This is a genomic window from Variovorax sp. 20P10.2.4 (genome assembly GCF_058244205.1).
Genome location: NZ_JBZAYE010000183.1, coordinates 1 through 12,174, shown reverse-complemented (window position 1 = coordinate 12,174; position 12,174 = coordinate 1). Strand labels below are relative to the sequence as shown.

The following is a 12,174-nucleotide window of genomic DNA, read 5'->3' as shown; positions in this document are numbered from 1 at the left end:
ACGCTGCTCGGCCTGCCCGCGCTGCCGCAGATGTCGCTGTCGCTCTACCGCGCGCAGGCGCAGGCGGAAGCGCCGGCCGCGCGGCTGGGCACCTTGCTGCTGGAGGCGGTGCGCGAGCATGTGCAGGGCGAGGGGAGCGTGCTGCACTGAGCCCGGGGCCGGGCCGACCGTTCTTCGGCGCAGTGAGGGCAATGCCTCATACCGCCTGCTCGTGGATCGCCCCAGAATGGGGCGCAGAAGACAAGAGACAAGACGAGACAAGCCGGTCCATGGCCACCCCGAAGAACTTCCTGCACCTGTGGGACGACAGGTTCCTCTACATCACGCCGGCGATCCAGTCGGGCCTGACCGCGCGCTCCTCGGCCACGGTGCTGGCCTCGGTGAGCGGGCATCCGTTCATGCTCGAGGCGGCCGACGGCACGCGCACGTACTGCACCGCCGCCGTGGTGGCGCCGCACGTGGCGCGCCGGCTCGCGGTCGAGGGCTGCGGGCTGCTGTCGCTCAACATCGATCCGGCCTCGGTCGCCTACCGCATGCTCTCGCGCCAGCTCGGCGGGCACGGCATCCAGGTGCTCGATGCGCGCCGCTTCGGCCGCCTGCGCGAGGGCTTCGAGCCCGCGCAGGCCGGCGCGCTCGATGATGCCGCGCTGCAGGCGCTGAGCCGCGGCCTGGTGGAGACCATCACCGGCAGCCCCGAGCGCCGCATGCCCAACGATCCGCGCATCGAGCGCGTGCTCGACGCGATCCGCCATCGCGCGGGCGCGGTGTCGCTGCGCGAGCTTTCGGCCGTGGCCTGCCTCTCGCCCGACCGGCTCACCCACCTGTTCGCGCAGCAGGTGGGCGTGTCGATCAAGCGCTATGCGCTGTGGACCAAGGTGCGGCGCACGGTCCAGCAGTTCACCGGCCAGCGCCCGCTGACCGACGTCGCGCTGACCAGCGGTTTCACCGACGCGGCCCACATGAGCCGCACCTTCAAGAGCTACTTCGGCCTCGCGCCCTCGTTCCTCGCGGGCAAGGTCGAGGTCAAGGCCGACGAGCAGGCCTCGCAGGCCTGGGGCCACGGCGCGGCCCCGATGCATTCCTGAGCGCCTGCTGAAGCGGCGCCTGCGCGTGGTCGCGCGGTCGCAATACAGCGGCTTCGTTCAAGCCAGCCCCTCGTGCGCTGCCTAAGCTGGCGAGGCTCCATCAAGAGAGCATGACCGAGCATTCACAGGAGACATCCGACATGAGACAAGACAATCCGCGCGGCCGGAGGCGGCCGCTCGCCCTCGCATTCACAGCCACCTCGCTGGCCGCGGCGGCCACGCTGCTGGTCGCCTGCGGCGGCGGTGGAGGAGGAGGCGGCTTCTTCCCGATCGGACCGATCAACCCGCCGCCGGCCGAGAACGCCACCTACAAGGCCGAGATCCGCCGCACCGCGATGGGCGTGCCGCACATCAAGGCCGACAACTGGGCCGGCGCGGGCTACGGCTACGGCTATGCGCAGGCGCAGGACGACCTGTGCACCATGGCCAACTCCTTCCTCACCTACCGCGGCGAGCGCTCGCGCTACTTCGGCGCCGACGCGCAGATCCCGTTCAGCAGCACCATCGGCCGGCCGAAGAACATCGACTCCGACTTCTTCCACAAGCACGTGATCTCGGACGACGTGGTGGCGGCGATGCTCAAGCAGCAGCCCGACACGCTGCTGAAGCTGGTCGAGGGTTTCGCCGCGGGCTACAACCGCTATGTGCGAGAGATCAAGGCAGGTGGCAGCGCGGGTGCGAACGCGGCCTGCCGAGGCGAGGCCTGGGTGCAGCAGGTCACGCGCGAGGACATCTTCCGGCGCATGTACGCGGCCAACTTCGCGGCGGGGCTCAGCGTCAACCTGGCGCGCATCGCCAATGCCACGGCACCCGCCGCGTCGGTGACGATGGCGCGTCGCGAGGCAGCCCGGCCCGCGGTCGCGACGCGGCTGGCCGGCCTGCGCGACACCGAACTGCTGGTGGGCGGCGACGAAGGCGTGGGCAGCAACATGATCGGCTTCGGCACCGGCGCCACCGGCAACGACAGCCCGATGCTGTTCGGCAACCCGCACTGGTACTGGCGCGGCCCCGACCGCTTCTACCAGGCGCAGCTCACGATCCCGGGCCAGGTGAACATCAGCGGCACCTCGTTCCTCGGCATTCCGGTGATCCTGATCGGCTTCAACGACAACATCGCCTGGAGCCACACGGTCTCGACCGCCACTCGCTTCGGCTTCTTCGAGCTCAAGCTCGCCGCGGGCGACCCGACCAGCTACATGCGCGACGGCGCGGCGGTGAAGATGAAGGCCGCGAACATCACCGTGCAGGTGAAGCAGGACGGCGGTGGCGTGGTGCCGGTGACGCGCACGCTCTACAAGTCGGAATACGGTCCGATGATCAGCCTGGCCGACATCAAGCCCGAGCTGGCCTGGAACCAGACTACCGCCTACGCGATCCGCGACATCAACGCCGACAATTTCCGGCTGTTCCGCAACTGGCACCGCTGGAACATGGCGAAGTCGCTCGACGAGTTCATCGCGATCCAGAAGGAAGAGGCCGCGATTCCCTGGGTCAACACCGTGGCGGTCGGCCGCGGCGCGGCCAAGGCCTGGTATGCCGACATCGGCGCGATCCCGAACGTGTCGCCCGCGCAGACCACGAGCTGCACGACGCCGGTCGGCCAACTGCTCAACGCGCAGGTGGGCGCGCTTGCGCGCGTGCCGATCTTCGACGGCTCGCGCAGCGCCTGCGACTGGCAGACCGACGCGGACTCGGCGCAGAAGGGCGCGATCGGCCCGGCCCGGCTGCCCAGCCTGCAGCGCGACGACTACGTGGCCAACATGAACGACAGCTACTGGCTCGCCAATCCGAAGGCGCCGATGACCGGCTATCTGCCGATCATGGGCCCGGCCGGCACCAGCCCCGTGAGCTTCCGCACCCGCATGGGCAACCTGCTCGCGCAGGGGCGCATCGACGGCAGCGACGCATACGGCGCCAAGGGCGCGACCGCCGACACGGTCAAGCGCATGGTGCTCAACAGCCGTGCGCTGACTGCCGAGCTGTTCAAGGACCAGGCGCTGGCGATGGTGTGCACCGGACCGACGGTGTCGGTGTCGAAGGACCCGGCGACCGGCGACGCGATCGGACCGACGGTGGACGTCAGCGCCGCCTGCGCCGCGCTGCGTGCCTGGGACAACACCGGCACCGTGGCCTCGCGCGGAGCGCACGTCTGGGACGAGTTCTGGAACCGTGCCTCGCTGCTGCCGGCCGCCACGCTCTACGACGTGCCCTTCGATCCGGCCGATCCCATCCACACGCCGCGCGACCTCAAGAGCAGCGCGGCCGTCGCGCTGCGCGAAGCCCTCGGTGCCGCGGCAGCGCGGGTGCAGGCCAGCGGCTTCGCGGCCGATGCCAAGCGCGGCGACGTGCTGTTCGCAACGCGCAGCGGCGAGAAGATCCCGCTGTACGGCGGCTGCGGCGGCCCGGGCTACTTCACCATTGCCTGCTCGGACAACCGGCTCGACAAGGGCGGCTACTCGATGGACAACGACCCGAACGGCAACAGCTACATGCAGATCGTGCGTTTCCCGGCCGGGGGCGTGGAAGCCCATACCTTCCTGACCTTCTCGCTGTCGGACGACCCGGCCTCGGCGCACAACGCCGACTACACCCGCGCCTACAGCGCCGGGCAGTGGCTCAAGGTGCCGTTCTCCGAAGCCGAGATCCAGGGCGATGCGGCGCTGAAGACCAGTTCGATCAGCGAATGAGCGAGTGAGGCGCGGAACACCGTTCGTCGGAACAGCCACGAAAGGTTGAACTTCGGCGCACGGGCCCGCTCCCATCCTTCACTGCGTTGCCGAGGTGCGGGCCCCAAAGCCCCGCCTCGGTTTTTTTATGGGCGCGCGATCGGCACCGTTCAGCGCCGTTTGGCGGCCCAGTTCCACGCCGCGCCGGCCGCCATCAGCACGCAGGTGCCGAGAAACACCGCGCGCATGCCGATGTGGCCGCCCACGAAGCCGCCGAGCAGCGGCCCCGCGACCTGGCCGGTGTACTGGGCCGAGGTCGAATAGCCGAGCATGTTGCCGGCCACGCGCTCGGGCACGTTGTGGCGGATCACGCTCGCGATGCACGGCAGGAGGCCGCCGAGCGACAGCCCCATCAGGAAGCGCAGCACGACGAGCTGCCAGCCCGAGGTCACGAAGGCTTGCGGGATCAGCAGCAGCGCCGACACCGCGAGGCAGCCCACGATCACATTCCAGTGGCCCACGCGGTCGGCCAGCTTGCCCAGCCGCGAGGCCGACAGGATGCTGCCGAGCGCGGCGGCCGACATCACGAAGCCGGCCATCATGGTCACGCGCGCCGGGTCCTCAACCAGCGTCGCCACGTAGACCGTGATGATCGGCTCGATCGACATGTTGGCGAGCATCAGCAGCATGCCGGTGAACAGCATCGCGACCAGCGGTCCCTTGTCGGGCACGGCGGCCCAGCCGGCGCCGGCATCGGCACCCTTGGCCGCGGCGGCGCGCGGCTTCTTCTCCTCGCGGATCAGGAAGGCCGTGGCGAGGAAGGCCACGAAGATGATCGCGCCGGCCGCGAAGAAGGTGGCGCGGATGCCGATCAGCGGCGGCAGCGCGCCGCCGACCAGCGGCCCCACGAGGTTGCCGGCCATGATCGCCGAGGACATCGTGCCCAGCGCCCAGCCGGTGCGGTCCTTGGGCGTCTGCGTGGCGACCAGCACCATCGAGCCCGAGGCGTAGCCGCCGAGCAGGCCCGCGAGCAGCCGCAGCCCGACCAGCTGCCAGACGTTGCCGGCCACGCCGATTAGCGCCATCGCCACCGCCATGCCGAGGCTGGCGCGGATCAGCATCGGCTTGCGCCCGTAGCGGTCGGCCAGCCAGCCCCACAGCGGCGCCACCAGCGCCGCGCTGAGAAAGGTCGCGCCATAGGCCGCGCCCGACCACTGCACGATCGCCGCATGGTCCTTCACGCCGAGCTGCTCCACGTACAGCGGCAGGAAGGGCAGCAGCAGCGTCATCGCCACGATGGTGGTGAAGGAGCCGAACATGCAGACGACCAGGTTGCGTCGCCAGTGGGTGGAATGCGTGAACGCGGCGGTGGAGGAGGGCTGTGCGTCGGTCGTCATGGGGTGGCGGAATTGTCCCGCCGCCCGCGCGCCCTGGCGCCTGCCGATTGGCGGCGGCAGCCATCGCGGCTGTGCACGGGTGGCGGCGCGGCCGCGCGGCTTTCGCTCTAATGGGTGTCCGGCCACAGACACCCAGGAGAACACCGCATGAAACCCCAGCCCATCGAGTACGCGAACGCCACGGACGAGGTCCGCGCCGTGTTCGACGACATCAAGGCCACGCGCAACGTGCCCGACGTCAACAACTTCTGGAAGTACCTCGCGAACGACCCCGCCACCTTGCGGCGCACCTGGTCCAGCCTCAAGGAGGTGATGGCGCCCGGCGCGCTCGACCCGGTGGTCAAGGAGATGGTCTACCTGGCCGTGAGCGTCAGCAACGGCTGCAACTACTGCATCGCGAGCCACCACGCGGGTGCCGAGAAGGCCGGCATGACGCCGGCGATGTTCGCCGAGTTGATGGCCGTGGTCGGCATGGCCAACGAGACCAACCGGCTGGTCAACGGCTACCGGGTGCCGGTCGACCCGGCCTTCGACAAGTAAAATGCCCGCCCCTGCACCGGGCGTCCCGGCCGGTGCGGGGATTTCTTTTTTCCGGGGCCATGTAGAGGAACACCATGTACAAAAACCTCGCGGGCCGCGCCTTGGTGGCGTGGCTGACCGCCTGTTTTCTGTTGTCCGCCCACTCCCGGGTCTACTCCCAACCCCAACCCGCGCCGCCGCTGAAGATCGGCTTCGTCTACGTCACGCCGCTGACCGAGGCCGGCTGGGTGCGCCAGCACGACGAGGGCCGCAAGGCCGTGGAAGCGGCGCTCGGCGCCCGGGTCAAGACCACCTATGTCGAGAACGTGGCCGAGGGCGCCGATGCCGAGCGCGTGATCCGCGATCTCGCGCAGCAGGGCCACCAACTGATCTTCACGCCGAGCTTCGGCTACATGGAGCCCACGCTCAAGGTGGCGCGCGACTTCCCCGAGGTGAAGTTCGAGTCGATCACCGGCTACAAGACCGCGCCCAACGTGGCGACCGCCAACGCGCGCTACTACGAGGGCCGCTACCTGGCCGGCGTGGCGGCCGGGCGCATGACGAAGAGCAACGTCGCGGGCTACGTGGCCGGCTTCCCGATCCCCGAGGTGCTGCAGGGCATCAACGCCTTCACGCTGGGCATGCGCTCGGTGAATCCGAAGGCGACCGTGCGCGTGGTCTGGCTCAACGAGTGGTTCGATCCGCCGAAGGAGCGCGACGCGGCCATGACCCTGTTCAACCAGTCGGTGGACGTGATCGCCTTCCACACCGGCTCGACCGCGGTGATGGCGGCGGCGCAGGAGCGCGGCAAGCTGGCGATCGCCTACCACTCCGACATGCGCAAGATCGCGCCCGACGCCCAGGTGGTCGCGGTCACGCACCAGTGGGGCGGCTACTACACGCAACGCGCCCGCGCGGTGCTCGACGGCAGCTGGAAGAGCGCCAACCTCTGGGGCGGCGTGAAGGAAGGAATGATCCGGGTCGGCGATTTCGGCACCAAGGTGCCGCAGGCCGTGCAGCAGGAGGTGCTGGCGCGCCAGCAGGACATCGCGGCCGGCCGGCTGCAGCCGTTCCGCGCGGTGGCGGCCGAGGTGCGCGACAACGAGGGCCGCACCGTGATCGCCAAGGGCAGCCAGCTGTCCGACGAGCAGATCCTGCGGATGAACTGGCTGGCCGAGGGCGTGCAGGGGCGGATCGCGCGCTGAGCGGAACGCCTGTCGACGGGTTCGGGAACCGAATGCGGTTTTTCGTGTCGAATCGCTCTATGCCGGTTTTCGGGAAGGCTTCAGTGCTTTTCCGGTGCCAAAAAGGCAGATCTTTCGCCGACAATGGCGGGATCTGCCGGTAGTCGGTCCGCGAGGCCCGATACTCCGGCGTCGAGTTTCTGGAAGAACGTATAACAACAAAGGAAGCTTCGCCACGGGGCCGCAATGGCCTCACGTCTACAAGAAGCACGAAGGAGAGATGAGATGCGTCTCACCACCAAGGGCCGCTTTGCGGTCACCGCCATGATCGACCTGGCCCTGCACCAGACCACCGGTCCGGTCACGCTGGCTGCCATCAGCCTGCGGCAGAAGATTTCGATGTCCTATCTGGAGCAGATGTTCAGCAAGCTGCGCCGGCACGAACTGGTCGCCTCCACGCGCGGCCCGGGCGGCGGCTACTCGCTGGGCCGCAAGGCTGCCCGCATCACGGTGGCCGACATCGTGTTCGCGGTCGACGCCGCCGAAGCGGCGCCGTCCTCGGCCTCCGCGAGCGAGGAAGAAGGCGTGCGCTGCACCGCGCACGAGCTCTGGGCATCGCTCAACAGCCGCATGGTGGAGTTCCTCGATTCGGTCACGCTGCAGCACCTGATGGACGAGCAGCTCGCGCGCAACGCGACCCAGGCCAAGGCGCCGGCGGTGGTCCGTCACGCGACCTCGCGCCAGGCCGCGCCCAGCGTGGCCCGCCCGACGAACGTGCCGAACTCGGTGTTCGCGCTGGGCAAGATGCTCGCGAAGCCCTGAGCTTCCGAGGTCTTGAGCGGCTGAATTTCCCGCCGGGCCGCGACGGCCCGGCGTTGCCGTTTCCGGCCCTGCCCTCGGGATAACCCGCAGGTCGCGCGCCATATAGCGCTCATACGCGCATGGAAATTGCGGCGGCGCGAGGCTGCATTACGCTCGGCCTCCACGATGAAAAAAGCCTACCGCGCCTCCCTGCTGCGCTTCGACGCCGCCGGTCTCCCCCAGTTCGACGAAGACGGCCTGCTGGTCGTCGGCCCCGATGCCGCCGGCCGCCAGCGCGTGCTCGATGCGGGCAGCCATGCCGCCGTGGCGCCGCGCCATCCCGAGGTCCACACCACGCACCTGCCGGGGCGCATCCTCGCGCCGGGCTTCGTGGACATGCACATCCATTTCCCGCAGACCGACATCATCGGTTCGCCCTCGCCGGGCCTGCTGCCCTGGCTCGAGAACTACACCTTCCCGGCCGAGAGCCGCTTCGTCGACCCGGCCCATTCGAAGGAAGTGGCCGGCTTCTTCCTCGACGAGCTGCTGCGCAACGGCGTGACCACCTCGCTGACCTTCGCGACCTCGCACGTGGCCTCGGTCGATGCCTTCTTCGAGGACGCCCGGCGCCGTGGCCTGCGCATGATCACCGGCAAGGTGCTGCAGGACCGCAACTCGCCCGACGGCGTGCGCGACCAGACCGAGCAGAGCCTGATCGATTCCGAGGCGCTGATCCGCAAGTGGCACGGCGTCGACCGGCTCGGCTACGCGATCACGCCGCGCTTCGCGCCCGCGAGCACCGACGCGCAGATGCGCGGCGCCGGCGAGCTGGCCGCGAAGTACGCCGACACCTGGATCCAGTCGCACGTGGCCGAGAACCGCGACGAGGTGGCCTGGGTGCGCGAGCTGTATCCGCAGGCGCGTTCCTACCTCGACGTCTATGCCGGCTTCGGCCTGATGCGCGAGCGCGCCGTCTACGCGCACTGCATCTACCTCGACGACACCGACCGCGCGCTGCTGCGCGAGACGAAGACCGCCGCGGCCGTGAGCCCGACCAGCAACCTGTTCCTGGGCAGCGGCTTCTTCGACTTCGGCAAGGCCGACCACGTGGGCCATCCCTACGGCCTGGCCAGCGACGTCGGCGGCGGCACCAGCTTCAGCCCTTTCCACACCATGATGGCCGCCTACTACGTGGGCCGCGAGGGCCAGACCAAGGCCGGCCTGAGCATCGCGCCTTCGGAACTCTGGTGGCGCCACACCGGCGGCGCGGCGCGCGCGCTGGGACTCGACGGCGTGGTCGGCAACCTGCAGCCGGGCTGCGAGGCCGACTTCCTGGTGCTGAATCCCAAGGCCACGCCGCTGCTGGAGCGCAAGACCGCGCGCGCGAACGGCCTCGAGGAGCTGCTGTTCGCGCTGATCGTGCTGGGCGACGACCGGCTGGTCGAGCGCACGGTGATCTCGCAGGCGGGGTAGAGCGGGGGAGGGCGGGGCGGGCGGGCCGCGCCGGCCGCCATGCCACAATTCGCGCCCGTTCCCCCCGCAGCAGCGACCGCATATGAGCATCAAGAGCGACAAATGGATCCGGCGCATGGCCGAGCAGCACGGCATGATCGAGCCCTTCGAGCCCGGCCAGGTGCGCGAGTCCGACGGCCACAAGATCATCAGCTACGGCACCTCGAGCTACGGCTACGACATCCGCTGCGCGCCCGAATTCAAGGTCTTCACCAACATCCACAGCACGGTGGTCGACCCGAAGAACTTCGATGAGAAGAGCTTCGTCGACATGCACGGCGACTACTGCATCATTCCGCCCAACAGCTTCGCGCTGGCGCGCACCGTCGAGTACTTCCGCATCCCGCGCAACGTGCTGACCATCTGCCTGGGCAAGAGCACCTATGCGCGCTGCGGCATCATCGTCAACGTCACGCCCTTCGAGCCCGAATGGGAAGGCTACGTGACGCTGGAGTTCAGCAACACCACGCCGCTGCCGGCCAAGATCTACGCGGGCGAGGGCTGCGCCCAGGTGCTGTTCTTCGAGAGCGACGAGGTCTGCGAGACCAGCTACAAGGACCGCGGCGGCAAGTACCAGGGCCAGCGCGGCGTGACGCTGCCCAAGACCTGATCGCGTTGTCGAGCGCGTCTCCCTCGAGCGCGCGCGGCCTGCGCTGACGCCCGGTTACCCCGGCGCCTCCCGGGGCCGCTACCATCCGGCGATCACCGGCCAAAACCCCAGCAAGAGGCCGGCAAGGAGCATGCGATGAGATGGGAAGGCAACGAGCAATCCGACAACGTGGAAGACCGCCGCGGCGAGGGCGGTGGCGGTGGTGGCGGCGGCTTCATCGGCGGCCGCGGGATCGGCATCGGCACCATCGCCGTCGCGCTGATCGCGGGCTGGGTCTTCGGCATCAATCCGCTCACCGTGCTGAGCCTGCTCAGCGGTGGCGGCGGCCCGGCACCGGTGCAGCAGCAGCAACAGGGCCCGGCGCCCAAGCCGCCGGCCAACGACCGCGAGGCCGCCTTCGTCAGCACCGTGCTGCGCAACACCGAGGTGGTCTGGAGCGACATCTTCCAGAAGAACGGCGGCACCTACCATGCGCCGCGCCTCGTGCTGTTCCGCGGCGCCACGCCCACGGCCTGCGGCACCGGCGAATCGGCCATGGGGCCGTTCTACTGCCCGGGCGACAAGAAGGTCTACATCGACCTCGGCTTCTACGACACGCTCAAGAACCAGCTCGGCGCGCCGGGCGAGTTCGCGCAGGCCTACGTGATCGCGCACGAGGTCGGCCATCACGTGCAGGACGAGCTCGGCATCACGGCCAAGGTCGACGGCATGCGCCGCCGCCTGAGCCAGAGCCAGAACAACGCGATGAGCGTGCGCGTCGAGCTGCAGGCCGACTGCTTCGCGGGCATCTGGGCGCACCACTCGCAGGAGTCGAAGAAGTGGCTCGACCCGGGCGACATCGAGGCCGCGATGAATGCCGCGCAGAAGATCGGCGACGACGCCTTGCAGCGCTCCGCGGGGCGCGCGGTGGTGCCCGACAGCTTCACCCACGGCACCAGCGCGCAGCGCCAGCGCTGGTTCGGAACCGGCTACCAAACGGGCAGCGTGCAGGCCTGCGACACCTTCAACGCGCGCAACCTCTAAGAGTTGCACACGATTGCCTGACAGCGTGAGGTCCTGGACCGCGCGCCAGTGCTCCATTGTTTGCTATTTAATAAATAGCAATGCCGCGAAAGCGGGCGTTGTCATCGCGCGGTCACTGCCGTTTTTTGCGGCAGTGCGACAATAGCGGGCTCAATGACAAGTTCCTTCTCCAACTTATCGCTGGCGGCTCCGCTGGCGCGTGCCGTGGCCGAAATGGGCTACGAGACCATGACGCCGATCCAGGAGCAGGCCATTCCGGTCGTGCTTTCGGGCCAGGACGTGATGGGCGCAGCGCAGACCGGCACCGGCAAGACCGCGGCGTTCTCGCTGCCCCTGCTGCAGCGCATGCTCAAGCACGAGAACGCCTCCACCTCGCCCGCGCGGCATCCGGTGCGGGCCCTCGTGCTGCTGCCCACGCGCGAACTCGCCGACCAGGTGGCGCAGCAGATCAAGCTCTATGCCAAGTACACCAACCTGCGCAGCACGGTGGTGTTCGGCGGCATCGACATGAAGCCGCAGACGCTGGAGTTGAAGAAGGGCGTCGAGGTGCTGGTGGCCACGCCGGGCCGGCTGCTCGATCACATCGAGGCCAAGAACGCGGTGCTCAACCAGGTCGAGTACGTGGTGCTCGACGAGGCCGACCGCATGCTCGACATCGGCTTCCTGCCCGACCTGCAGCGCATCCTCAGCTACCTGCCCAAGCAGCGCACCACGCTGCTGTTCTCGGCCACCTTCTCGCCCGAGATCAAGCGCCTGGCCGGCAGCTACCTGCAGAACCCGGTGACCATCGAGGTGGCGCGGCCCAACGAGACCGCCTCCACCGTCGAGCAGCACTTCTACAGCGTGTCCGACGACGACAAGCGCCGCGCGCTCAAGCAGATCGTGCGCCAGCGCGGCATCACCCAGGCCTTCGTGTTCGTCAACAGCAAGCTGGGCTGCGCGCGGCTCGCGCGCACGCTCGAGCGCGACGGCCTGCGCACCTCGGCGCTGCATGGCGACAAGAGCCAGGACGAACGCCTGAAGGCGCTCGCCGCCTTCAAGGCCGGCGAGGTCGACCTGCTGGTGTGCACCGACGTCGCGGCCCGCGGCCTCGACATCAAGGACGTGCCCGCCGTCTTCAACTTCGACATCCCGTTCAATGCCGAGGACTACGTGCACCGCATCGGCCGCACCGGCCGTGCCGGCGCCTCGGGCCTGGCCGTGAGCTTCGCGAGCGGCGGCAACGATGCGCGCCTGGTGGCCGACATCGAGAAGCTGATCAAGAAGAAGATCGAGCTCGAGCCGGTCGAGTTCGAGGAAGACCGCCCGCGCGGCCGCATCAACGACGGCCGCCGCCACTGGCGCGAAGAGGGCGAGGCCGGCGACGCGCGCGACGTG

10 protein-coding genes are annotated in these 12,174 nt (G+C 69.0%); 9 read left to right on the top strand and 1 reads right to left on the bottom strand.

Annotated elements, in window-relative coordinates:
* Positions 1-269 precede the first annotated feature (269 nt).
* Positions 270-1,085 (top strand): helix-turn-helix domain-containing protein, encoded by an 816-nt coding sequence (locus AC27VN_RS18380; protein WP_398498860.1) that lies wholly within the window; start codon positions 270-272, stop codon positions 1,083-1,085.
* Between the two features lie 140 nt (positions 1,086-1,225).
* On the top strand, positions 1,226-3,772 hold the full coding sequence (locus AC27VN_RS18375; RefSeq protein WP_490877449.1) for a penicillin acylase family protein: 2,547 nt from the start codon (positions 1,226-1,228) through the stop codon (positions 3,770-3,772).
* A 149-nt stretch (positions 3,773-3,921) separates the two neighbouring features.
* Here AC27VN_RS18375 and AC27VN_RS18370 read toward each other — a convergent pair whose 3' ends face one another.
* Positions 3,922-5,148: an MFS transporter gene (locus tag AC27VN_RS18370; protein ID WP_177239229.1), complete on the bottom strand. Its 1,227-nt coding sequence runs from the start codon at positions 5,146-5,148 to the stop codon at positions 3,922-3,924.
* 147 nt (positions 5,149-5,295) lie between these two features.
* On the opposite strand from AC27VN_RS18370, the gene AC27VN_RS18365 reads away from it, so the two are divergent.
* From AC27VN_RS18365 to AC27VN_RS18335, 7 genes are all read left to right on the top strand, one after another.
* The gene (locus AC27VN_RS18365) at positions 5,296-5,688 is read left to right on the top strand and encodes a carboxymuconolactone decarboxylase family protein (RefSeq protein ID WP_209544163.1); all 393 of its coding nucleotides are present in this window, start codon (positions 5,296-5,298) and stop codon (positions 5,686-5,688) included.
* Positions 5,689-5,762: 74 nt separating this feature from the next.
* Complete coding sequence (locus AC27VN_RS18360; protein WP_490877448.1) at positions 5,763-6,872, top strand: BMP family ABC transporter substrate-binding protein; 1,110 nt, start codon at positions 5,763-5,765, stop codon at positions 6,870-6,872.
* 264 nt (positions 6,873-7,136) lie between these two features.
* On the top strand, positions 7,137-7,673 hold the full coding sequence (locus AC27VN_RS18355; protein ID WP_093340407.1) for an Rrf2 family transcriptional regulator: 537 nt from the start codon (positions 7,137-7,139) through the stop codon (positions 7,671-7,673).
* A gap of 165 nt (positions 7,674-7,838) precedes the next feature.
* On the top strand, positions 7,839-9,125 hold the full coding sequence (guaD, locus tag AC27VN_RS18350; RefSeq protein WP_490877447.1) for a guanine deaminase: 1,287 nt from the start codon (positions 7,839-7,841) through the stop codon (positions 9,123-9,125).
* Between the two features lie 82 nt (positions 9,126-9,207).
* Complete coding sequence (gene dcd, locus AC27VN_RS18345) at positions 9,208-9,774, top strand: dCTP deaminase (RefSeq protein ID WP_057591958.1); 567 nt, start codon at positions 9,208-9,210, stop codon at positions 9,772-9,774.
* Between the two features lie 135 nt (positions 9,775-9,909).
* Complete coding sequence (gene ypfJ / locus AC27VN_RS18340) at positions 9,910-10,797, top strand: KPN_02809 family neutral zinc metallopeptidase (RefSeq protein ID WP_093340404.1); 888 nt, start codon at positions 9,910-9,912, stop codon at positions 10,795-10,797.
* A 153-nt stretch (positions 10,798-10,950) separates the two neighbouring features.
* Positions 10,951-12,174: DEAD/DEAH box helicase (locus AC27VN_RS18335; RefSeq protein WP_490877446.1), on the top strand; the 1,224-nt coding region annotated here is incomplete at its 3' end.

Bases quoted from the DNA above. Each gene is read 5' to 3' on its own strand.
- AC27VN_RS18380 (WP_398498860.1), top strand. From the start codon at position 270: ATGGCCACCCCGAAGAACTTCCTGCACCTGTGGGACGACAGGTTCCTC.
- ypfJ (WP_093340404.1), top strand. From the start codon at position 9,910: ATGAGATGGGAAGGCAACGAGCAATCCGACAACGTGGAAGACCGCCGC.
- dcd (WP_057591958.1), top strand. From the start codon at position 9,208: ATGAGCATCAAGAGCGACAAATGGATCCGGCGCATGGCCGAGCAGCAC.
- AC27VN_RS18360 (WP_490877448.1), top strand. From the start codon at position 5,763: ATGTACAAAAACCTCGCGGGCCGCGCCTTGGTGGCGTGGCTGACCGCC.
- AC27VN_RS18375 (WP_490877449.1), top strand. From the start codon at position 1,226: ATGAGACAAGACAATCCGCGCGGCCGGAGGCGGCCGCTCGCCCTCGCA.
- AC27VN_RS18365 (WP_209544163.1), top strand. From the start codon at position 5,296: ATGAAACCCCAGCCCATCGAGTACGCGAACGCCACGGACGAGGTCCGC.
- AC27VN_RS18355 (WP_093340407.1), top strand. From the start codon at position 7,137: ATGCGTCTCACCACCAAGGGCCGCTTTGCGGTCACCGCCATGATCGAC.
- guaD (WP_490877447.1), top strand. From the start codon at position 7,839: ATGAAAAAAGCCTACCGCGCCTCCCTGCTGCGCTTCGACGCCGCCGGT.
- AC27VN_RS18370 (WP_177239229.1), bottom strand. From the start codon at position 5,148: ATGACGACCGACGCACAGCCCTCCTCCACCGCCGCGTTCACGCATTCC.